The organism is Pseudotabrizicola alkalilacus (assembly GCF_003443995.1).
Classification (GTDB): Bacteria; Pseudomonadota; Alphaproteobacteria; order Rhodobacterales; family Rhodobacteraceae; genus Pseudotabrizicola; species Pseudotabrizicola alkalilacus.
This window is the reverse complement of the sequence record NZ_QWEY01000003.1, coordinates 203,905-224,515: the sequence shown is the minus strand read 5'-3', so window position 1 is coordinate 224,515 and position 20,611 is coordinate 203,905. Positions and strand designations below refer to the sequence as shown.

Sequence of the window (20,611 nt, the reverse complement as noted above, 5' to 3'; positions counted from 1 at the left end):
TGGCACCCTTTGCGGGTGATGCCCGGCATTTTTTGGGCATGGCGATTGAATTTAATGCGACATGTTGGAGCGTGCAGATGAAGATTGGAACCACAGCGATTGTCCTTCTTGCCAGCTTGACCTTTTCCGCCGGTGCGGCCTTTGCCGCCTGTGACGGCGGCTTTGGCCGGGGCTGGGCCAGCGGCAAGGGCAACGGGGCGTTTGAGATGCGGGCGGCAGACAAGGCCTGCGTGATGGGATTCACCGGCTTTGGCAGCGGTGCAGAGCGGGTTCTGGCCACCGAGGTCAAGCTGACCACCGCGCCGAAATCGGGAACGGTGGGGGTATCGGCCAAGGGGATGGTCTATACCCCCAAGGCCGGGTTCAAGGGCAAGGACAAGTTCTGCACCCGCAGCACGGCCAAGACGGTCAAGGGCCAGTCGCTTTCGGGCTGTGTCACGGTGACGGTGAAGTAAAGGCAACACCCCCGCGCCCGTCTTTTCCGATCCGGGTCAATGGCCTGTTGCGCAGTGACGTGGTAAGACGCCGCTCAGCTGATTTTTGAGGGGTCGTTATCATGCCGAATTTCCTGCCCGACCTGCCCGAAGCCCGCATTGTCGAGGCTGTGTCGCGCATGCCCGGCAATGAGCTGCGGTCGGGCAAGTTTGACTCGGCGGAGTCGTCTGCGGCTTTGGTCGCCAATGCCTTTGGCTGGTTTCTGGACCGGCCGGCGGCGCTGCCGCCGTTGCCCGGTGTGCCTGCGGGCGCGGTGGAGGCGGTGGATCTGGCGGTGGAGATGCGCTTTCCCTGGTCGGGCGGGCGGCACCCGTGGCTGGATGTGGGCATCGTGACCCATACCACGCTGGTCGGCGTGGCAGCTCGGCGCTATGAGCCATTTCGCCCGGCCAAGCAGACCGGCTTTGCCGATGTCTATGACCGGCCGGTCTGGGGTCCGAACATGGCGCGCTATACCGCGCTGGCGCTGGAGCTGATTGCGGGGACTGCGGACTTCCGGGTGTTGGACGCGGCGCAGCTGGTCAAGCACTCCTATGGCATCCGCACGCGGGCGCAAAAGCGGGCGCTGGGGGCGGTGCTGGTCTATCTCTATGCCGAGCCGGAGCAGTGGGCATCCGGCAAGCCGGTGGACCGGGCGCTTCAGGCCAGGCACCGGGAGGAGATTGCCCGGTTCGGGAAAACCGTGGCCGGGGATGATGTGGTGTTCGTGCCGCTCAGCTGGGGCGATCTGCTGTGGCACTGGGACCGGGTGCCTGCGCTGCGCGCGCATGTCGCGGCCCTGCGGGTACGGTTCGGCGATCTGGGCTGACCCGTTTGGGTCGGCTTTGGCTGACCCGTTTGGGTTAGCCTGTGGTCAGCTTTGCGCGGCGTCGCTGGCGGCGCCGATCTTGCGCGGATAGACAAAGCCGTGCATCGGGCGGGCATTGCCCATAACGCCGGGGGTACCTTCGACCTGAACCCGGGACCAGTCGTTGTTCGCCGACACGTCGATCACCGGCATTTTCAGCGAGATCTTGCTGCGCTGCCAGTTGGCGTGGTCGATCAGCACCTTGCGCTCTGACACCACCTCGGACACCACGGCGACATGGCCCAGACGGCTGCTGGAATGCGGGGCAAAGACCATGACCGCGCCTTCTTCCGGGGCTTTGCCACGGTAGTAGACGCCCTTGGCCGCGTTCCACCAGGTGCCCGCGTTGCCGCGCAGGTCGATGCCAGAGGCGGTGCGGGCAAAGGGTACACACCAGACCCGGATGCCGCGCGCCTGCTTGTCCTTGGCCTCGGCGATGGCCTTGGCTTGCAGCACCGGGTTGAAGGAGGAGGGGGCGGGCGCGCTCATCGAGGATTTGGAGATGGTGTCGCCGCAAGCGGTCAGCAAGGCAAGGCTGGCACACAAAAGGGTAAGGCGGGCGATGCCGCTCAAGCGCTGTGACAAGATCAAGATGTGCCGTCCCCAGGTAATGTTTTCACGACTTGTAAAGCATGTTTCAGCGAGTGAAAGACGCTGTGATTGGCGGTGGCGGAAACTTGCCGGTTGCGTGATCAGGTGGATTATTCGAGGGAACCCAATGGTTTGGCGGGAAATTGCGGCGCTCGCTGGGGGCCTTTGGCGCCGCTGATCTGCGCGGTGTGGCGATCTGGCCGGTGCCGGGCGAGCTGCGGACGGGCGCGATGAGTATTTTTGCCAAGATGAGAGGGCGGGCGGTGCGCGGTGGCGCAGGCGGGGACTGCCGCTGAGGCGGCGGAAGGCGGCGTCAGTCAGCGGCCGGGGGCCTGACGAAGCGCGCGCCTTTGGGCTGGCTGCCCCGGGTCAGGGTGATCAGCAGCGTTGGTTTCGTCAGGGTGTCGCCCGCCGTGGGACGCTCGGATCCGGGGGCCTGTGCGCGGGTCTGTTGCATGTTGCGGATGATGAGGCGGGGGGCCGCATCCTGCGTCGCGGCAGACGCTAGGGGGTCAACACTGTGCTGCATCCGGGCGGTGCCGAGAATGACCGCAAGGCTGAGCAGGGTGAGGCCGGAAAAGAACAGGAACAGGCGCATGGCTGCTTTTCCTTCTGGAAGAGACGGGGCCATTCTGGCGCTGGACTGTGGCACGGGTCTGGCGCTGCTTGGGCGATGTCATGGAAAAGGCCGCGCAGAGCGATCTGCGCGGCCTTTGGTCTGGCGGTGAGGCCGGACCTTAGTCTTCTTGTGCAGCGCCGCCCAGATCGTCGAACAGTTCGGCGATCTCGAAATCGGCAGCCGCTTCGGCTTCGGCAGCCAGATCCTGGATCGACTTGCCCGAGGCTTGCAGTTCGGCTTCTTCTGCCGAGCGAGCCACGTTCAGGTTGATCCGCACGGACACTTCGGGGTGCAGAACCACCGAAACCGAGTGGATGCCAAGGTCTTTGATCGGCTTGTCCAGCACGACCTGACCCCGTTCGACGGTGAAGCCGCCGGCGGTTGCCACTTCGGCGGCGTCACGGGTGGTGACGGAACCGTAAAGCGCGCCCGAATCGGAGGCCGAACGGATGATGATGAAGGTCTGACCATCCAGCTTGGCCGCGACGGATTCGGCCTCTTTTTTGGTTTCCAGGTTCTGCGCTTCCAGCTGGGCCTTTTTGGCCTCGAAGGATTTGATGTTGCCATCATTGGCGCGCAGCGCCTTGCCCTGCGGCAGCAGGAAGTTGCGGGCATAGCCGTCCTTGACGTTGACGACTTCGCCCATCTGGCCAAGTTTGGCCACGCGTTGAAGAAGGATCACTTGCATGTTCGGGTGCTCCTTATTTCACAGCATAGGGCAGCAGGGCGAGGAAGCGGGCGCGCTTGATCGCGCGGGCCAGCTCACGCTGCTTGATGGCCGAAACGGCGGTGATGCGCGACGGCACGATCTTGCCACGTTCGGAGATGTAGCGCTGCAGCAGACGGGTGTCTTTGTAGTCGATCGCCGGTGCATTGTCGCCCGAGAAGGGGCAAACCTTGCGGCGGCGGAAAAATGGTTTGTTCGCCATGGTTTATGGTCCTTTCCTGAGACTCTGGATCAACGACGCGGGCCGCGGTCTGCACCGCGGTCGCCACCGAAGCCACCGCTGCGCTCACCACCACGATCGCCACCGAAACCACCCCGGTCAGGACGGTCGCCGCCACCAAAGGCCGGACGTTCGCGGCGTTCGCCACGGTCACCGTCACGGTCATCACGCTTTTGCATCTGCACCGACGGGCCTTCGCCGTGCGCATCGACCTTGATGGTCAGCACGCGCATCACGTCATCATGCAGGCGCATCAGACGTTCCATTTCCTGCACGGCGGCCGGAGGCGCATCCGATTTCAGAAAGGCGTAATGGCCCTTGCGGTTCTTGTTGATCTTGTAGGCCATCGTCTTGACGCCCCAGTATTCCGACTCGACGACTTTGCCGCCATTATCGGAAAGAACTGCGGTGAAATGTTCGACAAGGCCTTCAGCCTGCGTGTTGGAAAGATCCTGACGCGCAATAAAGACATGCTCATACAAAGGCATGTATCGTCCTTTTCGTCTCGGGCGGCTTCAAAGACCAGCGGCATTTGGCCCTTCCGCGGCCGGGTCACGAGAGGCATCGCCATTAAGAGGAATGCGGAAAGGATGGGGCCTTATACAGATCGCTTTTGAGGATGCAAGCGCTGTGCGCTGTTTGGTGCGCCACACGCAGCTGTTATGTGCGCCTGCGCGCAGGTTTTGTTCGCGGGCGGCGAATTGTGCAGGTGCAGCATCCGGGGCAGGGTCGGTGCCATATGTGGGCCGTGGTGGCCCGCCAGCCCGGAGAGATTTTCATGACCCGTTTTGCCCCCGTTGCCCTGATCGCAGCGCTTGCCGCAGCCCCCGCCTTTGCCGAAGCCGAGAAGTACACGCTGGATGCGAGCCATGCCCAGATCGTGTTCAGCTACAACCACCTTGGCTATTCCACCGGCTACGGCATGTTTTCGGGCTTTGACGGCGAGATTATGTTTGATCAGGCCAATCCGGCTGACTCGTCGGTGACGGTGGCGTTTCCGGTCAAGTCGATGCTGACCGGCTGGGAAGCCCGGTTCGAGCATTTCATGTCGCCGGATTTCTTTGATGCTGCCGATGACGAGATGGTGACCTTTACCTCGACCGGCATTGAAGTGACCGGCGAGACCACCGCGAAGATCACCGGCGATCTGACCCTGAACGACGTGACCAAGCCAGTGGTGCTGGATGCGGTGCTGAACCAGGTCGGCGATCACCCGATGGAGAACAAGCCCTGGGCCGGGTTCTCTGCCACCACAACGCTGCTGCGGTCGGAGTTCAACCTGGGTGCATTCGCGCCGTTCATCAGCGATGAAGTGCAGGTCGAGATCTCGGTCGAGGCGATGAAGGCTGAATAAGCTTTCTACACTGTAGACAGGAAAGGCCGCCGGAGCGATCCGGCGGCCTTTCTTTTGGGTTGGTGCCTGATTACTGGCGGGTGGCGGTGAGGGCCACATCGACGGTGACGCCAAAGCCCACAGACGCTTCATCGCTGTAGCTGGCCCCCATGCCGAAATCGCGGCGGTCGAGGCTGGTCTGCCCGGTCATCAACGCGGTGTCGCCGGTGATGGTCAGGGCAAAGGGCAGGGTGACCGGCACGGTGGTGCCGCGCAGGGTCAGGGTGCCATTGGCCTCATAACCCGATGCTGCGGGCAGGATGTCGGCGGTGAAGATAGCCTGCGGATAGGTGCCGGTGTCAAAGAAATCAGCGGATTTGGCCTGTGTGGTGACCGAGCCGAGGGTCAGAGACCCGGTGTCGATGGTGACGGTGACACTGCCATGGGTTCCATTGGTCGCGGCCTCGTCAAAGGTGATGTCGGCGGTCCAGGTGGCAAAGCTGCCGGTGACGGACTGGCCCATCTGCGTGACGCCAAAGCCAAGCGTGCCCTCGGTCACCTGCCAGTTGCCGGCAGCGGGGGTTTGCGGCGCGGTGATGGCTTGTGTGACCGGCTCGCCACGGGGCATGGCCGCGACGCCCGCGCCAATGCCAAAGAGCACAAGGGCGGCAAACAGGGGCAGGGTAGAGCGGCGCACCGGGATCGGGGTGGCAGGCGCGTTGATGCCGCGAGTCATCCGGCGCAGGGTGTCGTCGCGGTCGATGACATGGTGTTTGAGCGCGCCCGCAATGTGCAGCAGGATCGAGGCGATCATCAGCTTGGTGAACACCCAATGCGCAGCGCCTGCGGCCTGCGCCACCGACTCCGATTGCGGCACGAACGGCAGGCCCTGACCGAAAGGCCACCAGATCGGCGCAAAGCCGGTGACGGCGGCGTGATGCACCCAGCCGGTGAGCGGCACCGCGACGAGAGAGATATAGAGCATCCAGTGGACCAGCCGGGCGAGCCAGAGCTCCAGCCGCCGTTCGGGATGCAGCGGCGCGGGATGGGTCTCAACCAGCGTCCAGAGGATGCGGCCAAGGGCCACAAAGAACACGATGACGCCCAGCGTCTTGTGCAGGGAAAACACCTGCGCCTTGAGCGCGAGGGCCTCGGCGGTGTCATAGGGCAGGCGGTTGGCGATCAGCCCCAGCGGGATCGCGGTGAGGATCAGGGCGGCGGTGGCCCAGTGAAACAGCCGGGCGACCCTGCCGTAAGAGCGGTGCGAATTTCGGGCGGACATCGGGAACTCCGGTTTGATTTTGGCGTCAAGGTAGCGGTTTTGCGCCCGATGCGCAGTCTGTGCCGCTGCACAGGGGATGTGCAAGGGCGGCTGCGGTGACGCTGGCGCGATTGCACTGGCGGCTGCGGCGCGGTATCCAGAGACAGACATCAGACGGGAGGCACTATGGGCCGCGCATTCGTATTTCCGGGTCAGGGGGCCCAAACCATCGGCATGGGCAAGGCCTTGGCCGACGCTTATCCGGCGGCTCGCGCCGTGTTCGAAGAGGTGGATGAAGCCTTGGGGGAGGCGCTTTCGGCGCTGATCTGGGAGGGCGACATTGCCGAACTGACCCTGACGCAGAATGCGCAACCGGCGCTGATGGCCACCTCGATCGCGGCTTTGCGCGCGATGGAGGCCGAAGGCTTTGGCATGGAAAACGCCGATTTTGTGGCCGGGCATTCGTTGGGCGAATATTCGGCGCTGTGTGCGGCGGGGGCGCTGACCCTGTCGGATACCGCGCGGCTGCTGCGCATCCGGGGCGCTGCGATGCAAGAGGCGGTGCCGGTGGGCGTGGGCGCGATGGCGGCGATTCTGGGCCTCGATTTCGAGACCGTGGTGCATATCGCCGCTGAGGCGGCGGGGGATGAGGTCTGTCAGGCCGCCAATGACAATGACCCGGCGCAGGTGGTGATTTCGGGCCATAAGGCTGCGGTGGAACGCGCGATGGTGCTGGCGAAAGAGCGGGGCGCCAAACGCGCGCTGCCGCTGCCGGTGTCGGCCCCTTTTCATTGCGCGCTGATGGCACCGGCGGCGCATGTGATGACCGAGGCCTTTGCCGCCGTGGTGATCTCGAAGCCCGTCTGCCCGGTGGTGGTGAATGTGCGGGCCGAAGCGGTGGAAGAGCCGGACCGGTTCCGCGATCTGTTGGTGGCGCAGGTCACCGGATCGGTGCGCTGGCGCGAGAGCATGCTGTGGATGGAGCGGGCCGGGGTGACGGAATACTGGGAGATTGGCGCGGGCAAGGCTTTGTCTGGTATGATCAAGCGGATCGTGCCGGGGGCGCAGACGCGGGCTGTGGGAACGCCGGCGGATGTGCTGGCGCTGAAAGGGTAAGGGCTCGCCTCGGGCTGATCCCGGGGGGCTGTCTGCCCCCCGGACCCCCCGAGGATATTTTTAGACAGAAAATGAGGGGGTAGGGTCATGTTTGATCTGACCGGGAAGACGGCACTGGTAACGGGTGCTTCGGGCGGGATTGGCGCAGAGATTGCGCGGGTTTTGCACGGCGCGGGGGCCACGGTGGCGCTGTCGGGCACGCGGGTCGCACCGCTTGAGGCGCTGGCGGCGGAGTTGGGGGAGCGGGCGCATGTGCTGGCCTGCAACCTGTCGGACGCAGCCGAGGTCGAGGGGCTGGTGAAACGCGCGGCCGAGGCGATGGGATCGGTCGATGTGCTGGTCAACAATGCCGGGATCACCAAGGACGGCTTGATGATGCGGATGTCGGATGACGACTGGCAATCGGTGATTGATGTCAACCTGACCGCGACCTTCCGGCTGTGCCGCGCGGCGGTGCGCGGCATGATGAAAGCGCGCTGGGGGCGGATTGTGAACATCAGTTCGGTCGTCGGCACCACCGGCAATGGCGGGCAGGCGAATTATGCCGCGTCAAAGGCGGGCATGGTAGGGATGTCGAAATCGCTGGCGGCGGAAGTGGCCAGCCGGGGCATCACGGTGAACTGCGTGGCCCCCGGTTTCATCGAGACCGCAATGACCGAGAAGCTGAACGAGGCGCAGCGCGGCGCGATTCTGGGGTCGGTGCCGGCAGGGCGCATGGGCTCGCCACAGGAAATCGCGGCGGCGGTGCTGTATCTGGCCTCCGCCGAGGCCGGATATGTCACCGGCGCCACCTTGCATGTGAATGGCGGGATGGCCATGATATAGGCGCATCAGCAAAGGCCGGGCCACGGCTTTGTGAAAGCGTTTGCCTAAGCGTGCTGCCCTTGCTATAGGCGCGCTGGAAATCGCCGGTTTACTCCGGTGTCGTCGCCGTTGCGATGGAATCGCCCCGAGAGGGGCAAAGACAAGAGACGGGAAGCCCTCCCGCTGGATATAAGAGGAAGTGACATGAGCGACATCGCTGACCGCGTGAAGAAGATCGTCGTTGAGCATCTGGGCGTCGAAGAGGACAAGGTCACCGAGACCGCCTCTTTCATCGACGATCTGGGCGCGGACTCGCTCGACACTGTCGAACTGGTCATGGCGTTTGAGGAAGAGTTCGGGATCGAGATTCCCGATGACGCCGCCGAGACCATCCAGACCTTTGGCGATGCTGTGAAGTTCATCACCGAAGCGGCCTGATCTGCGGATTACGCTTTCTGGTTACGGAACGGGCACCCCTTTGCGGGTGCCTTTTTCGTTTCCGGGCCGCGTGGTTGACGGGGCAGCGCAGCGGTTTTAACCTAGGGGCCGGACGCAGAAGGAGAATGATGCGCAGAGGATCAGACGGGACCGCAGGCAGCGGGTTCGCCCGGCACATGGTGGTGCCGGTCCTTTTTGCATATTCTTGTTCTGTGGAGGTTTTCATGCAGAACCAACCTGTCACGATCCGGCCGTTTGATGCGGCGACGGATGTTCAGCCCTTGTCAGCGCTTTGGCTTGAGGCGTCGCTTGCGGCGCATGGCTTTCTGGGCGCGGGTTTGCTGCATGCGCAGCAGCGGCTGATTGAAGAGACCTATCTGCCGATGGCAGAGACCTGGGTGGCGGAGGCGGGCGGTGTGCCGGTGGGCTTTGTCAGCCTGCTGGACAGTTTCATCGGTGGCATCTTTGTGGCCCCGGACCAGAAGGGGCGGGGAATCGGCCGCCGGTTGATCGCCCATGCGCTGGACCTTAGGGGCGCGTTGTCGCTGGAGGTTTATACCCGCAACACCCAGGCGATGCGGTTTTACGCGGGGCTGGGGTTTCGCGAGGTCTCGCGTCGGGCGGTCGATGACAATGGCCTGCCGTTTGAGAACGCGCTGTTGGAGTTGAAGCGCTGAGTCTGTGACCGGCCTTGCGCGGGCCGTCGCTTTAGGTTGATCGGCCAAGGAAAAGCCCCGGTTCCTGCGAGCCGGGGCTTTTTTCTTTGCGTGCGGGTGGATCAGAACGGGATTTCGTCGTCGAGATCCGAGCGGCCTGCGGGGGCGCGGTCGCCGCCGCGCGCGCCGCCACCGGAGCTGCCGCCCATGCCACCGCCGCCCGAAGGCGCGCTGCCGTAGTCGTCATAGCCGCCGCGATCATCGTAGCCGCCTTGCGATCCGCCGCCACCACCACCGCCGCCTTCACCCCGGCCGCCGAGCAGCGTCAGCTCACCGCGGAACTGGCGCAGCACGATTTCAGTGGTGTAGCGGTCCGCGCCGGATTGGTCCTGCCATTTGCGGGTTTCCAGCTGCCCCTCGATATAGACGGTGGAGCCTTTGCGCAGGTATTGTTCGGCGATCTTGGCGAGGTTTTCGTTGAAGATCGCGACCGAATGCCATTCGGTCCGCTCCTTGCGCTCCCCCGTCTGTTTGTCGCGCCAGTTTTCGGACGTGGCAATGCGCAGGTTCACAACCTTGCCGCCATTGGCAAAGCTGCGCACCTCGGGGTCGCGGCCCAGATTGCCGACGATGATGACCTTGTTGACCGATCCTGCCATGGAATCCCTCCGCTATGGGTCTGCGCCCCGCGCGGGTGCGGGGGCTTTCATCAACCGGAGTGTCCCCGGTCTTGGTTAAGGAAAAATCTATAACCGTCGGAGCGCCGCGCTGCAATGCAGGGGCGGGGTCTTGGGCGGTGAAAGCGGCTGGCAAAAATCCGCTTAAGGGCAGTGGCGCAGGATGCGGCCGATCTGGGGACTGGCATAGCGCGAAAATTTCCCTATAGTCGCCGGGTCTGACTCAACCGGAATGGTTTCATGAAGCTGAGTGCTGCGGTCTTGTGTGTTTCTTTGGCCGTTGCCCTGTCTGGCATGGTCTCACCCCCTGCAGCAGCCGAAGGGCTGAACCTGTCTGGGTCCAGCAAGAACCGGGCATCGCTGTTCAATTCGCAGAAAAAACTTCTGGATGGGCGGCTGTCGAAGCAATATTCGGCCTCGGTCCGGCTGACGCCGAAGGGCAAGGTGACGGCCCCGACCGATAGTGCTGCCCCGCGCTATGCCGGGCGCTACAAGGGCGAATATCTGGTCGTGGCCCGCACGATGGCGACGCGGCATGGCATCCCCGAGGATCTGTTCCTGCGGCTGGTGCAGCAGGAATCGGGCTGGAACCCCGGTGCGGTGTCGCACAAGGGCGCAACCGGGCTGGCGCAGTTGATGCCGGGGACGGCGCAAAAGCTGGGGGTGGACATCAACGACCCGCACCAGAACCTTGAGGGCGGCGCGCGCTATCTGCGCATGATGTATGACAAATTCGGCAGCTGGCGGCTGGCTTTGGCCGCCTATAACGCCGGGCCGGGGGCCGTGGAAAAGCATAATGGCATCCCGCCGTATAATGAGACGGTGAATTACGTGAAGGCGATTCTGGGCTGAGTTTCAGGATCGTGGCAAATCGTGGGGCGGCGCAGGGAATGCGCTGCCCTTTTGCGTGGCGGGGCATGGCATGCCATGGTGCCGCAGCCCCGTGCAGGGCCTTTCCGGCGGGCATGGGCTGGGCTAGGGATGGGGCATGGAACTGGTTGTCAACACTCTGGCGGTGGCGCGCGGCGGTCTGACGGTGCTGGAGGGCGTGAGCTTTGTCCTGGCACCGGGGGCTGCGCTGATTTTGCGCGGGCCGAACGGGGTGGGCAAGACCACGCTGTTGCGCACGCTGGCCGGATTGCAGCCGGCGGTGGCGGGCACGGTCAGCGTGCCACCGGAAAGCCTGACCTATGCCGCCCATGCCGATGGGCTGAAAGCGGTGCTGACGGTGGAGGAAAACCTGCAATTCTGGGCCGCAATTCACGGGGTTGGCGGCGTGACCGAGGCTATGGCGCAGATGAACCTGACCGATCTGCGCGCGCGCCGGGCGGCGAACCTGTCGGCGGGGCAAAAGCGGCGGCTGGGGCTGGCGCGGCTGTTGGTGACTGGCCGCCCGGTCTGGGTGCTGGACGAGCCGACCGTCTCGCTCGATGTGGCATCGGTCGCCTTGTTCGCGGGGGTGGTGCGGGCGCATCTGGCGGGCGGTGGCATGGCGCTGATCGCCACGCATATTGATCTGGGGCTGGCCGAGGCTGCGGTGCTGGATCTGGGGCCGTACAAGGCAAAGGCCCCGGTGGCCCCCGGCGGCTTTGACGAGGCATTCACATGACCGCGCTGTTGATCCGCGATTTGCGTCTGGCGTTCCGGGCCGGGGGCGGCTTTGGTCTGGGGCTTGCATTTTTCCTGCTGGTTGCGGTGCTGGTGCCGTTGGGGGTAGGCCCCGAGGGCGCGACGCTGGCCAGAATCGCGCCGGGCATCCTGTGGGTCGGGGCGCTATTGGCGTGCCTGTTGTCGCTTGACCGGATCTTTGCGCTGGATTTCGAGGATGGATCGCTGGACCTTTTGGCCACCTCGCCCATCCCGCTGGAGGGGGTGGTGGCGATCAAGGCCCTTGCGCATTGGCTGGTGACCGGGTTGCCGCTGACCCTTGCCGCACCCGTGCTGGGGGTTTTGCTGAACCTGCCGGGGCCGGGCTATCTGTGGCTGGTGGCGAGCCTTGCCGTGGGCACACCGGCGCTGTCGGTGATCGGGGCCTTTGGCGCGGCGCTGACGGTCGGGATCAAACGCGGTGGCTTGCTCTTGTCTTTGCTGGTGCTGCCGCTGTATGTGCCGACGCTGATCTTTGGCGCCGAAGTGGTCAAGCGCGGCGCGACGGGGGCCGGGGTGTCGGTGCCGCTGCTGTTGCTGGCGGGGATCACGGCAGGGGCTGTGGCGTTGCTGCCCTTTGCGGCGGCTGCGGCAATCCGCGTCAATCTGCGCTGATGTTTGACATGATAGTGACTTGAGACGCTTTGTGAGAGAGGTTACGCCATCCCGATGTCGCTGTGGGAATACGCAAACCCGAAAAAGTTCATGCAGGTCTCGGCCCGCGTGCTGCCTGTTGTCATCGGGCTGGCCGGGGTCAGCCTGACGGTCGGGCTGATCTGGGGGTTTTTCCTGACGCCGGATGATTTCCGGCAAGGATCAACGGTCAAGATCATCTTTATCCATGTGCCAACCGCGATGATGGCGATCAACGCCTGGGTGATGATGCTGGTGGCCAGCCTGATCTGGCTGGTGCGGCGTCACCATGTCAGTGCCCTTGCAGCGCGGGCGGCGGCGCCCGTTGGGCTGACCTTTACGGCGATTGCGCTGGTGACCGGCGCGTTCTGGGGCCAGCCGATGTGGGGCACCTGGTGGGCCTGGGATCCGCGGTTGACCGCGTTCCTGATTCTGGCGCTGTTCTACCTTGGTTATATGGCGCTGTGGCAGGCGGTCGATGACCCCGACACCGCCGCCGATCTGACGGCGGTGCTGTGCATGGTCGGTTCGGTGTTTGCGGTGCTGTCGCGCTATGCGGTGAAGTTCTGGAATCAGGGGCTGCATCAGGATTCGACGATCCTGAAGGTGGGCGAGGCCGATCCGATCGCGCCGGCCTATTATGTGCCGCTGGTGGTCTGCATTATAGGCTTTGTGCTGTTGTTCGTGGCGCTGGTGCTGCTGCGGACGCGCACCGAGATCCGGGCGCGGCGGTTGTCGGCGCTGTTGGCACGGGAGCGGTTGGCATGATGCCCGATCTGGGAAAATACGCGGTGGCGGTGCTGTCGTCTTATGGCGTCACGCTGGCGTTGCTGGCGGCATTGGTGGCGCTGACCCTGTGGCAGGGGCGGCGGGTCAAGCGGCAGCTGGAAGAGGTTGAGTCGCGGCAGGGCCAAAGTCAGGGGAAGCATGATGGCTAAATGGCTGATGGTATTGCCGCCGGTGATCTTTGTAGGGCTGGCAACGGTGTTATACGTGGGGATGATGCGGAAAAATCCTAATGACTTGCCGACCGCATTTCAGGATCGCGCCGCCCCGGTGGTGCCCGCGACCGGGCTTGCAGGTGTGCAGTTGTTGACCGATGCCGACCTGCGCACGGGTGAAGTGACCGTGGTGAACTTCTGGGCGACATGGTGCCCGCCCTGCCGGGCGGAGCATCCGGTGCTGATGGAGATGGCGGCGGATGGCGTGCGGGTAGCAGGTATCAACATCAGAGATGATGATGCCAAGGCGCTTGCTTATCTGGCCGAAGAAGGAAACCCATTTTTCGGCGTCGCCACCGACCCTCAGAGCCGCAATGCGGTGGAATGGGGTGTCGCTGCGCCGCCGGAGACGTTCATTCTGCGCGGCGATGGTACGGTGGCGATGCGGTTTATCGGGCCGCTGATCGGCAGTGATTACGAGAACCGGTTCAAACCCGCGCTGGCCGCGGCACTGGCGGCACAAACGCCGGGCTGAGGCCCGGTTATCCCATAAGCAGCAGGCCCAGCAGGGCGAACACCCCCAGCTCTGTCCAGGGGAGCGGGAGGCGTATGCGCGCCTGCGCGCGGGCGCGCGCCGGTGGTTGCGGGGCAAGGGGCAGTAGGCGGCTGGACATGGCGGGGGCCTTTCTGGGTGCGGCAAGCGGAGCTTGCCGGAAAGGTCTGAACAAAGGCTTAGCTTTTTCACCCTGCGTGGCGTGCCCCCCCTCCCTCTCCCTCCCCCACAAGGGGGGAGGGAAGCGCCGGGTCTGGCAGGGAGGCTTGGCGGCAAATGGAAAAGGCCCGGACCTTGCGGTCCGGGCCTTTGTCTTTGGCGGTGTCGGGGCGATCAGGCCTTGGCCAGATCGCGCAGCACGTAGTGCAGCACGCCGCCGTGTTCGACGTATTCGATCTCGATTTCGGTGTCGATCCGGCACTTGAGCTGAATGGTTTTTTCGCTGCCATCGGCATATTTGATCGTGCAGGGCACCAGCGACAGCGGTTTGAGATCGCCGTCGAGGCCGTGGATCGAGACCACCTCATCGCCGGTCAGGTTCAGCGACTTGCGCGACATGCCTTCGGTGAACTCGAACGGAATCACGCCCATGCCGACGAGGTTGGAGCGGTGGATCCGCTCAAACGACTCGGCGATCACGGCTTTCACACCCAACAGCGCGGTGCCTTTGGCCGCCCAGTCACGGCTGGAGCCTGCGCCGTATTCGACGCCGCCAAAGATCACCAGCGGGGTGCCGGTTTCCTGATAGGCCATCGAGGCATCATAGATGCTGGTCTGTGCGCCATCGGGGCCTTTGGTGTAGCCGCCTTCGACGCCATCGAGCATCTCGTTCTTGATGCGGATGTTGGCAAAGGTGCCGCGCATCATCACCTCGTGGTTGCCGCGACGCGAGCCGTAGGAGTTATACTCGGATGTCGGAACCTGACGCTCTGTCAGATACTTGCCAGCCGGAGTTGATCCTTTGAAAGAGCCCGCAGGCGAGATGTGGTCGGTGGTGATCATGTCGCCGAGCAGGGCCAGAACACGGGCGCCGTCGATGTTCGAGATCACGCCCGGCGTTTTCGACATGCCTTTGAAATAGGGCGGGTTCTGGATGTAGGTCGAGGTCGGCGGCCAGTCGTAGGTTTCAGAGTCAGTGACCTTGACCGACTGCCATTTCTCGTCGCCCTTGAACACATCGGCGTATTTCTTCTGGAACGCCTCACGCGTGACCACCGCATGCACGATGTCGGCGATTTCCTTGTTGGTTGGCCAGATGTCTTTGAGATACACCGGGTTGCCGTCTTTGGAGGTGCCGAGCAGTTCGGTGGTCAGGTCGATGTTCATGTCACCGGCCAGAGCGTAGGCGACAACCAGCGGCGGCGAGGCCAGGTAGTTGGCGCGCACGTCGGGCGAAATCCGGCCTTCAAAGTTGCGGTTGCCGGACAGGACCGAGGTGGCCACGAGGTCACCGTCGTTGATTGCCTTGGAGATTTCGGGCGCGAGCGGGCCGGAGTTGCCGATGCAGGTGGTGCAACCGTAACCGACGAGGTTGAAGCCAACCGCGTCGAGGTCTTCCTGCAGGCCCGCAGCGTTGAGGTATTCCGACACGACCTGCGATCCGGGCGCGAGCGAGGTTTTCACCCAAGGCTTGCGGTTCAGACCCAGCGCGCGCGCTTTGCGCGCCACCAGACCGGCCCCGATCAACACATAAGGGTTGGAGGTGTTGGTGCAGGAGGTGATCGAGGCGATGACGACTGAACCATCGCGCAGAACATAATCCTGCCCGTCAACCTTTGCCGTCGACATGCCAAGGTGATCGCCCGGAATGTCTTCGGCTGCCGGGGCAGGTGCGCCACCTTCGGCGGTCATTTCGGCTTTTTCGACTTTCGGCACAGCGGGCGCTTTGCGCATGCCACGGATATACTCGCCAAAGGCGGTCGAAGCCGAGGTCAGCGGCAGGTAATCCTGCGGGCGCTTCGGGCCGGAAATCGCCGGGACGATGGTGCCCATGTCGAGCTCCAGCGTGCTGGTGTAGATCGGGTTGTAGTCAGGCCCGCGCCACATACCGTTTTCCTTGGCATAGGCCTCGACCAGAGCGATCCGCGATTCTTCGCGCCCGGTCTGACGCAGATAGCGCAGGGTTTCGTCGTCGATCGGGAAGAAACCGCAGGTCGCGCCATATTCCGGGGCCATGTTGGCGATGGTGGCACGGTCGGCCAGCGGCAGGCGGTCAAGGCCGTCGCCGTAGAACTCAACGAACTTGCTGACCACGCCATGTTTGCGCAGCATCTGCACCACTTTCAGCACCAGATCGGTGGCGGTGGTGCCTTCCATCATCTGGCCGGTCAGCTTGAAGCCGACGACTTCGGGGATCAGCATCGAAACCGGCTGACCCAGCATCGCAGCCTCTGCCTCGATCCCGCCGACGCCCCAGCCCAGAACGGCAAGGCCGTTGACCATGGTGGTGTGGCTGTCGGTGCCGACCAGCGTGTCAGGATAGGCCACGAGGTTGCCATCCTGATCGGTGTCGGTCCAGACGGTCTGCGCCAGATATTCCAGGTTGACCTGATGGCAGATGCCAGTGCCCGGCGGCACAACGCGGAAGTTGCTGAACGCGTTCTGACCCCATTTCAGAAAGACATAACGCTCCATGTTGCGTTCATATTCGCGGTCCACGTTGGCCTGAAACGCGCGCGGCGTGCCGAATTCGTCGATCATCACCGAATGGTCGATGACCAGATCGACCGGGTTCAGCGGGTTGATCTTTTGCGCATCGCCGCCAAGGCCAAGAATGCCGTCGCGCATTGCAGCAAGGTCAACAACGGCGGGAACGCCGGTGAAATCCTGCATCAGCACGCGGGCGGGGCGATAGGCGATCTCGCGCGGGTTCTGGCCACCCTGCTTGCCCCAGTCGGAAAAAGCCTTGATGTCATCGACCGAGATGGTTTTGCCATCTTCGAACCGGAGCATGTTTTCCAGCACGACTTTCAGTGCGGCGGGGAGTCTGGAGAATTCGCCCAGACCTGCCGCCTCGGCGGCGGGGATCGAATAATAGCTGACGGTCTGGCCGCCTGCTGTCAGGGTCTTGCGGGTTTTCTGGCTGTCATGTCCGACGGTGACGGTCATTTTGGGCCTCTTGGCTATGGGATCGGGAATGGCTTAAGGTCGTGTCCGGCGGGGTGCGCCGGGGAATCGCTGGCTTTGTATACAATTGTATGCCAATTATCCAGCCCTCGTTTCAGCGAAGTTGTGACGAATGTGCCATGATCCGGGGTGGGATGGAAATTCACCTTGCCCTCGCAAAACCTTGATTGGCGGGTCATCATCCGCGTCTGTAGAACGATAGGGCAAGTTTGGGGATGACAGAAGTGACGATGCGACATTTGGTCAGCGCAACTCTCGGTCTCTGGATCGGCGTTTCAGGTATGGCGGGGGCGCAGACATCGCCGGTTGTGGTTGAACTGTACACGTCGCAGGGCTGTTCGTCTTGCCCGCCCGCCGATGAATTCATGGTGGAACTGGTCAAACGCCCCGATGTGATCGCGCTGTCTTTGCATGTCGATTACTGGGATTATATCGGCTGGAGCGATACTTTTGCCAGCCCGCAATACACCCAGCGCCAGAAAGCCTATGCCAAGGCGGTCGGCAGCCGGATGATCTATACGCCGCAGATGATCGTCGGCGGGCTGGACCGGGTGCAGGGCAATGACCCGGCGCAGGTCGACGAAGCGGTCCGCCGGCATCAGGCGCAGATCAGCCCGGTCACTTTGACTGTGACCCGAGACGGTGACCGCATCGTGATCCGGGCCGAGGCAGACCCGCCACTGACCAAAAGGGCGCGGATTCAGGTGATCCGCTATCTGCCTGAAGCCACGGTTGCGATTGGCCGGGGCGAGAATGAGGGGCGCGAGGTGACCTATAGCAATATCGTCACCGACTGGCAGGCGGTCGCCGACTGGCAGGGGCTGGCGCCTCTGGAGATGACGGCCGAGGCGGCGGGCCCTGATCCGGTGGTGGTGATCGTGCAGACCGAAGGCCCGGCCGATGTGCTGGCAGCGGCGCAGGTCAAATGACGCGCTGAGGGCGGGCCTCAGGGCTTCCAGCGGCGGTGTATCCAGAACCATTGCTCAGGATATTGCCGGATCAGCCGTTCCAGATTGTCATTCAGCGCCTGCGTCATGATCTCGGGTGTCGAGGGCGGGATCGGCGGATCGACCACGATCTGAAACGACAGACCATCGGGCTGACGGATGGCATAGGTCGGGATCAGCATCGCGTCATATTTCAGCGCCATATCGGCGGCAGACAGCGCGGTCAGCGCCTCTTTGCCGAAAAATGTCAGCTTCACACCCTTTTGCATGCGCTGATCGGGCAGGATGCCCAGCATGCCGCCGCCGCGCAGGTGCTTGAGCATCTGCCCCATGCCCTGCCGCCCACGTTCAAACAGCGGCTGGCCGATGGTGCCGATGGCCTGCACGTAATGATCGTTGAACCACGGATTTGACATCGGGCGATAGAGTGCGCCCAGCGAATAGCCGCGTGCGATCAGCGCGGCGCGCACGGCATCGTAATTGCCGAAATGCCCGGTGGCGAGGATGACCGGGCGCTTGGCGGCATGGGCCGCCTCCAGCGCGGCCACGCCGTCGCCGGTTAAGGGCAGTTCGGTGGTGCGGGCGATGAACTCGGCCCCTGAATAGATCTCGATCACGGTGCGGCCGATGTTTTCCGGCACGCGCGCCACCATGCGGTCGATCTGGGCTGCGGGCAGGTCGGGCAGGGTCAGGGCGAGGTTGTCGCGGATGCGTTGCGGCCAACCCGCCAGCGGGGCGACGATGCGCGCCATGACCCAGCCGCACAGCGGCACCCGCCAGCGATAGGGCAGGGCAAGCAGCAGCCAGATCACCGTGCGGATGGCACGGTCGGTCAGCCACTGGCCCCAGCTGCCGGCCTTTTGGGGGGGTGATTTTGGGGTGTCGGTGTGGGCCATGTGTCCTGCGTCAGCGCGTTCTGGATGCGCCATGCACCCTTGTTTCGCGATGCCAGACATAAAGACCCGCCACCACGATCACAAGCGCACCGATGACCGTCGGCAGATCCGGCACCTCGTTATACAGAACATAGCCCCAGCCGGTGGCAAAGATCAGCCCGACATAGGCAAAGGGCGCAACGCTGCCCGCCTCGGCCAGGGTAAAGGCGCGGATCAGCGCCAGCTGTGCGGCGCTGCCCAGAATGCCGATCAGCGCAAACAGCGGCCAGTCGGCCATGGCGACCGGCACCCAGACAAAGGGCAGGGTCAGGGTGGTGACACCCATGCCGAACAGGGCGGCGAGCAGCATCGGGGTCCAGGCGGTTTCCAGCGGGCCAAGCCGGCGGGTGAGCAGGGCGTTGACGGAATAGAACGCCGCCGATGCCAGCGGCAGCAGCGCGGCAGGGGTAAAGACCGACAGGCCGGGCCGGATGATGATCAAGGCACCGATCAGCGCGGCGACCACACCTGCCAGACGGCGGGGGCCCAGACGCTCGCCCAGAAACAGCGCGGCGCCAAGGGTGATCAGCACCGGGTTCAGATCGGCCAGCGCCGTCGCCTCGGCCAGACCGATGTGGGGCAGGGCCGAGAAAAAGCAGGCGATCGCCCCCAGCTGGCAGGCAGATCGGATCAGGTGCAGCCCCGGCCATTGCGTGCGCAGCATCACCGGCAGGCGCGGGCCCAGCAGCAGCGCCACAATCAGCACCTGCCCGGCAAAGCGCGCCCAGACCACCTGCGGCACCGGATAGCGCGCGATCAACCCCTTGGCCGCCGCATCCATCGCGGCAAAGCAGAAAATGGCTAGCATCATCAAAAGGATGCCGCTTTTGGTGTCTTTGAGGGTCGGCAGGGTCATGAGGCATCCTTTGGCGCGGACGCTACCCTGCGGGGCGGGGGTTCACAAGATGGGGGCGGGATCAATCCTCTTCGCGGTTCATGACGATTTCGCCCGCGCCTTCGAGCTGACGGATGGTGGTGACGATGGCGGTCATCGCCTCTTCGGCGTCTTTTTCCTTGACCTTGCCGCGCGCCGCCATCTCTTCGCGCAGCGATTGCGCCATGCGTTGCGACATGTTGGCCAGAATGAATTCGACAGCCGGGGCCTGTTTCGGGTGGGCTTGTGCGGCGGTAAAGGCGGTCACCAGCACGGCGGCATCGACCATGCGCACGATTTTCGGAATGTCGCGCGGCATGATGCGGGCCGGGATATGGGCGAAGGTAAAGATCGCCTTGCGCACCTGTTCGGCGAAATCGGCATCTTCGGCATCCAGCCCGAGCAGCACATCATCCCGCGTGGCAGCGGTCGAGACGTTGAGGATAGCGCCCACCCGTTCCACCGGCCCGGCGTCAAAGGCGCGGGCTGGCTGCGCATCCAGCTGGGTGGCCAGTGATACCCCGATGCGGCGCACGGTTTCGGGATCGACATGGCCGGTCATCGACACCGCATAGGCCACGCGCCGCGCCTTTTCCCCCGGCAGGCGGCCCAGCAGTTCGGCGGCCTTTGGCACCGGCAGTTTCGACAGCATCACGGCGGCGACCTCGATGCTTTCCGCCTCCAGCACGGGCAGAATACGGTCGGTGGGCAGGTTGGTCAGCCGGTCCCACGGATCCGCCTTGCCCGAGGCCCCGGCAAGGCGACGCAACCGGCTGGCTGCGGTGGCGCTGATATGGCCATCCATCATGGTCAGCGCGCCGTCGATCCCGCCCGGAAACGACAGACCCACCTCTTCAAGCTCCGTCAGGAATTCCTCAACCACCTGCGCCAGCGTGTTGCGGTCAACGAGACGCATCTGGCCGATCTGTTCGGTCAGTGCCGCCTGCATGTGGTCGGGCAGCGAGGCCACCGGCATCGACCCGCCCTCTGACAGCATCAGCCGCACAATTATCGCCGCCTTTTCGCGCGAAGTGGGCGGGCGGCGTTCACCCGGTGGGCCGCCAAGCGATACCGCGCGCTGGACCGGTGTGATGCGCGCCAGTGCATGGCCAAATTCATCCGACATCCGATTCCCCGTTCTGGACAGTCTGCTCAGACAGGGTGCCACGCC

General features: G+C 63.9%; 26 protein-coding genes. 15 read left to right on the top strand and 11 right to left on the bottom strand.

Annotated features, from left to right (window positions below; genetic code table 11):
* Positions 1–77 precede the first annotated feature (77 nt).
* Both D1012_RS07830 and D1012_RS07825 read left to right on the top strand, forming a co-directional pair.
* Positions 78–455, top strand: coding sequence for a hypothetical protein (locus tag D1012_RS07830; protein WP_118151174.1), 378 nt, complete (start codon positions 78–80; stop codon positions 453–455).
* Positions 456–556: 101 nt separating this feature from the next.
* A complete protein-coding gene (locus D1012_RS07825; protein ID WP_118150824.1) occupies positions 557–1,303 on the top strand; it encodes a hypothetical protein in 747 nt (248 codons plus the stop codon).
* 45 nt (positions 1,304–1,348) lie between these two features.
* Here D1012_RS07825 and D1012_RS07820 read toward each other — a convergent pair whose 3' ends face one another.
* The gene (locus tag D1012_RS07820) at positions 1,349–1,927 is read right to left on the bottom strand and encodes a CHAP domain-containing protein (protein ID WP_233517046.1); all 579 of its coding nucleotides are present in this window, start codon (positions 1,925–1,927) and stop codon (positions 1,349–1,351) included.
* 149 nt (positions 1,928–2,076) lie between these two features.
* On the opposite strand from D1012_RS07820, the gene D1012_RS22635 reads away from it, so the two are divergent.
* Positions 2,077–2,229, top strand: a complete 153-nt coding sequence (locus D1012_RS22635; RefSeq protein ID WP_158569264.1) for a hypothetical protein — start codon at positions 2,077–2,079, stop codon at positions 2,227–2,229.
* Between the two features lie 17 nt (positions 2,230–2,246).
* Here D1012_RS22635 and D1012_RS07815 read toward each other — a convergent pair whose 3' ends face one another.
* The 4 genes from D1012_RS07815 to rpsF all read right to left on the bottom strand — a co-directional run bounded on the left by D1012_RS07815 (position 2,247) and on the right by rpsF (position 3,987).
* Positions 2,247–2,531, bottom strand: a complete 285-nt coding sequence (locus D1012_RS07815; protein WP_118150822.1) for a hypothetical protein — start codon at positions 2,529–2,531, stop codon at positions 2,247–2,249.
* A 139-nt stretch (positions 2,532–2,670) separates the two neighbouring features.
* Positions 2,671–3,240: a 50S ribosomal protein L9 gene (rplI, locus tag D1012_RS07810; RefSeq protein ID WP_118150820.1), complete on the bottom strand. Its 570-nt coding sequence runs from the start codon at positions 3,238–3,240 to the stop codon at positions 2,671–2,673.
* 13 nt (positions 3,241–3,253) lie between these two features.
* A complete protein-coding gene (gene rpsR, locus D1012_RS07805) occupies positions 3,254–3,481 on the bottom strand; it encodes a 30S ribosomal protein S18 (RefSeq protein WP_100198517.1) in 228 nt (75 codons plus the stop codon).
* A 29-nt stretch (positions 3,482–3,510) separates the two neighbouring features.
* On the bottom strand, positions 3,511–3,987 hold the full coding sequence (rpsF, locus tag D1012_RS07800; protein ID WP_118150818.1) for a 30S ribosomal protein S6: 477 nt from the start codon (positions 3,985–3,987) through the stop codon (positions 3,511–3,513).
* Between the two features lie 290 nt (positions 3,988–4,277).
* Here rpsF and D1012_RS07795 point away from each other — a divergent pair, with 290 nt between their 5' ends.
* Positions 4,278–4,853, top strand: coding sequence for a YceI family protein (locus tag D1012_RS07795; protein WP_118151172.1), 576 nt, complete (start codon positions 4,278–4,280; stop codon positions 4,851–4,853).
* A gap of 70 nt (positions 4,854–4,923) precedes the next feature.
* On the opposite strand, the gene D1012_RS07790 is transcribed toward D1012_RS07795, so the two are convergent.
* Positions 4,924–6,114: a cytochrome b/b6 domain-containing protein gene (locus tag D1012_RS07790; protein WP_118151171.1), complete on the bottom strand. Its 1,191-nt coding sequence runs from the start codon at positions 6,112–6,114 to the stop codon at positions 4,924–4,926.
* 165 nt (positions 6,115–6,279) lie between these two features.
* Here D1012_RS07790 and fabD point away from each other — a divergent pair, with 165 nt between their 5' ends.
* The 4 genes from fabD (at position 6,280) to D1012_RS07770 (ending at position 9,128) form a co-directional block, all read left to right on the top strand.
* Entirely contained in the window at positions 6,280–7,209 is a 930-nt protein-coding gene (fabD, locus tag D1012_RS07785) for an ACP S-malonyltransferase (RefSeq protein WP_118150815.1), read from the top strand.
* Positions 7,210–7,296: 87 nt separating this feature from the next.
* Positions 7,297–8,034, top strand: coding sequence for a 3-oxoacyl-[acyl-carrier-protein] reductase (gene fabG, locus D1012_RS07780; RefSeq protein ID WP_118150813.1), 738 nt, complete (start codon positions 7,297–7,299; stop codon positions 8,032–8,034).
* A 183-nt stretch (positions 8,035–8,217) separates the two neighbouring features.
* Entirely contained in the window at positions 8,218–8,451 is a 234-nt protein-coding gene (locus D1012_RS07775) for an acyl carrier protein (protein WP_013067402.1), read from the top strand.
* A gap of 224 nt (positions 8,452–8,675) precedes the next feature.
* Positions 8,676–9,128 (top strand): GNAT family N-acetyltransferase, encoded by a 453-nt coding sequence (locus D1012_RS07770; RefSeq protein ID WP_118151170.1) that lies wholly within the window; start codon positions 8,676–8,678, stop codon positions 9,126–9,128.
* Between the two features lie 101 nt (positions 9,129–9,229).
* On the opposite strand, the gene ssb is transcribed toward D1012_RS07770, so the two are convergent.
* Entirely contained in the window at positions 9,230–9,766 is a 537-nt protein-coding gene (ssb, locus tag D1012_RS07765; RefSeq protein ID WP_118150811.1) for a single-stranded DNA-binding protein, read from the bottom strand.
* A gap of 258 nt (positions 9,767–10,024) precedes the next feature.
* Between ssb and D1012_RS07760 the strand changes: the two genes are divergently transcribed.
* The 6 genes from D1012_RS07760 (at position 10,025) to D1012_RS07735 (ending at position 13,540) form a co-directional block, all read left to right on the top strand.
* Positions 10,025–10,636, top strand: coding sequence for a lytic transglycosylase domain-containing protein (locus D1012_RS07760; protein ID WP_118150809.1), 612 nt, complete (start codon positions 10,025–10,027; stop codon positions 10,634–10,636).
* 136 nt (positions 10,637–10,772) lie between these two features.
* The gene (gene ccmA / locus D1012_RS07755; protein ID WP_118150807.1) at positions 10,773–11,393 is read left to right on the top strand and encodes a heme ABC exporter ATP-binding protein CcmA; all 621 of its coding nucleotides are present in this window, start codon (positions 10,773–10,775) and stop codon (positions 11,391–11,393) included.
* Entirely contained in the window at positions 11,390–12,046 is a 657-nt protein-coding gene (gene ccmB / locus D1012_RS07750; protein WP_118150805.1) for a heme exporter protein CcmB, read from the top strand. Before ccmA ends, ccmB begins: the two co-directional genes overlap by 4 nt.
* A 54-nt stretch (positions 12,047–12,100) precedes the next feature.
* The gene (locus tag D1012_RS07745) at positions 12,101–12,832 is read left to right on the top strand and encodes a heme ABC transporter permease (RefSeq protein ID WP_199489454.1); all 732 of its coding nucleotides are present in this window, start codon (positions 12,101–12,103) and stop codon (positions 12,830–12,832) included.
* Positions 12,829–13,002 carry a heme exporter protein CcmD gene (ccmD, locus tag D1012_RS07740; protein WP_118150801.1) on the top strand — a complete coding sequence of 58 codons (174 nt, stop codon included), beginning with the start codon at positions 12,829–12,831 and terminating at the stop codon, positions 13,000–13,002. Before D1012_RS07745 ends, ccmD begins: the two co-directional genes overlap by 4 nt.
* Positions 12,995–13,540, top strand: coding sequence for a DsbE family thiol:disulfide interchange protein (locus D1012_RS07735; protein WP_118151168.1), 546 nt, complete (start codon positions 12,995–12,997; stop codon positions 13,538–13,540). Before ccmD ends, D1012_RS07735 begins: the two co-directional genes overlap by 8 nt.
* 351 nt (positions 13,541–13,891) lie before the next feature.
* Here the strand turns inward: D1012_RS07735 and acnA are convergent, their stop codons facing one another.
* Positions 13,892–16,666, bottom strand: a complete 2,775-nt coding sequence (acnA, locus tag D1012_RS07730; RefSeq protein WP_118150799.1) for an aconitate hydratase AcnA — start codon at positions 16,664–16,666, stop codon at positions 13,892–13,894.
* 242 nt (positions 16,667–16,908) lie between these two features.
* Here acnA and D1012_RS07725 point away from each other — a divergent pair, with 242 nt between their 5' ends.
* Positions 16,909–17,613 (top strand): DUF1223 domain-containing protein, encoded by a 705-nt coding sequence (locus D1012_RS07725; RefSeq protein ID WP_435530906.1) that lies wholly within the window; start codon positions 16,909–16,911, stop codon positions 17,611–17,613.
* A gap of 17 nt (positions 17,614–17,630) precedes the next feature.
* Here the strand turns inward: D1012_RS07725 and D1012_RS07720 are convergent, their stop codons facing one another.
* The 3 genes from D1012_RS07720 to D1012_RS07710 form a co-directional block, all read right to left on the bottom strand.
* Positions 17,631–18,527, bottom strand: coding sequence for a lysophospholipid acyltransferase family protein (locus D1012_RS07720; RefSeq protein ID WP_118151164.1), 897 nt, complete (start codon positions 18,525–18,527; stop codon positions 17,631–17,633).
* Between the two features lie 10 nt (positions 18,528–18,537).
* On the bottom strand, positions 18,538–19,422 hold the full coding sequence (locus tag D1012_RS07715; RefSeq protein ID WP_118150797.1) for a DMT family transporter: 885 nt from the start codon (positions 19,420–19,422) through the stop codon (positions 18,538–18,540).
* A 61-nt stretch (positions 19,423–19,483) separates the two neighbouring features.
* Positions 19,484–20,566, bottom strand: a complete 1,083-nt coding sequence (locus D1012_RS07710; protein ID WP_118150795.1) for a flagellar motor switch protein FliG — start codon at positions 20,564–20,566, stop codon at positions 19,484–19,486.
* Between the last annotated feature and the right edge of the window lie 45 nt (positions 20,567–20,611).

What these genes read in the sequence shown, in the direction of transcription:
- ccmB (WP_118150805.1), top strand. Translation starts at nt 11,390, where the DNA reads ATGACCGCGCTGTTGATCCGCGATTTGCGTCTGGCGTTCCGGGCCGGG.
- D1012_RS07825 (WP_118150824.1), top strand. Translation starts at nt 557, where the DNA reads ATGCCGAATTTCCTGCCCGACCTGCCCGAAGCCCGCATTGTCGAGGCT.
- rpsR (WP_100198517.1), bottom strand. Translation starts at nt 3,481, where the DNA reads ATGGCGAACAAACCATTTTTCCGCCGCCGCAAGGTTTGCCCCTTCTCG.
- D1012_RS07710 (WP_118150795.1), bottom strand. Translation starts at nt 20,566, where the DNA reads ATGTCGGATGAATTTGGCCATGCACTGGCGCGCATCACACCGGTCCAG.
- D1012_RS07775 (WP_013067402.1), top strand. Translation starts at nt 8,218, where the DNA reads ATGAGCGACATCGCTGACCGCGTGAAGAAGATCGTCGTTGAGCATCTG.
- D1012_RS07795 (WP_118151172.1), top strand. Translation starts at nt 4,278, where the DNA reads ATGACCCGTTTTGCCCCCGTTGCCCTGATCGCAGCGCTTGCCGCAGCC.
- D1012_RS07770 (WP_118151170.1), top strand. Translation starts at nt 8,676, where the DNA reads ATGCAGAACCAACCTGTCACGATCCGGCCGTTTGATGCGGCGACGGAT.
- D1012_RS07830 (WP_118151174.1), top strand. Translation starts at nt 78, where the DNA reads ATGAAGATTGGAACCACAGCGATTGTCCTTCTTGCCAGCTTGACCTTT.
- D1012_RS07760 (WP_118150809.1), top strand. Translation starts at nt 10,025, where the DNA reads ATGAAGCTGAGTGCTGCGGTCTTGTGTGTTTCTTTGGCCGTTGCCCTG.
- D1012_RS07715 (WP_118150797.1), bottom strand. Translation starts at nt 19,422, where the DNA reads ATGACCCTGCCGACCCTCAAAGACACCAAAAGCGGCATCCTTTTGATG.
- ccmA (WP_118150807.1), top strand. Translation starts at nt 10,773, where the DNA reads ATGGAACTGGTTGTCAACACTCTGGCGGTGGCGCGCGGCGGTCTGACG.
- D1012_RS07815 (WP_118150822.1), bottom strand. Translation starts at nt 2,531, where the DNA reads ATGCGCCTGTTCCTGTTCTTTTCCGGCCTCACCCTGCTCAGCCTTGCG.
- D1012_RS07745 (WP_199489454.1), top strand. Translation starts at nt 12,101, where the DNA reads ATGTCGCTGTGGGAATACGCAAACCCGAAAAAGTTCATGCAGGTCTCG.
- fabG (WP_118150813.1), top strand. Translation starts at nt 7,297, where the DNA reads ATGTTTGATCTGACCGGGAAGACGGCACTGGTAACGGGTGCTTCGGGC.
- ccmD (WP_118150801.1), top strand. Translation starts at nt 12,829, where the DNA reads ATGATGCCCGATCTGGGAAAATACGCGGTGGCGGTGCTGTCGTCTTAT.
- acnA (WP_118150799.1), bottom strand. Translation starts at nt 16,666, where the DNA reads ATGACCGTCACCGTCGGACATGACAGCCAGAAAACCCGCAAGACCCTG.
- rplI (WP_118150820.1), bottom strand. Translation starts at nt 3,240, where the DNA reads ATGCAAGTGATCCTTCTTCAACGCGTGGCCAAACTTGGCCAGATGGGC.
- rpsF (WP_118150818.1), bottom strand. Translation starts at nt 3,987, where the DNA reads ATGCCTTTGTATGAGCATGTCTTTATTGCGCGTCAGGATCTTTCCAAC.
- D1012_RS07735 (WP_118151168.1), top strand. Translation starts at nt 12,995, where the DNA reads ATGGCTAAATGGCTGATGGTATTGCCGCCGGTGATCTTTGTAGGGCTG.
- fabD (WP_118150815.1), top strand. Translation starts at nt 6,280, where the DNA reads ATGGGCCGCGCATTCGTATTTCCGGGTCAGGGGGCCCAAACCATCGGC.
- D1012_RS07790 (WP_118151171.1), bottom strand. Translation starts at nt 6,114, where the DNA reads ATGTCCGCCCGAAATTCGCACCGCTCTTACGGCAGGGTCGCCCGGCTG.
- ssb (WP_118150811.1), bottom strand. Translation starts at nt 9,766, where the DNA reads ATGGCAGGATCGGTCAACAAGGTCATCATCGTCGGCAATCTGGGCCGC.
- D1012_RS07720 (WP_118151164.1), bottom strand. Translation starts at nt 18,527, where the DNA reads ATGGCCCACACCGACACCCCAAAATCACCCCCCCAAAAGGCCGGCAGC.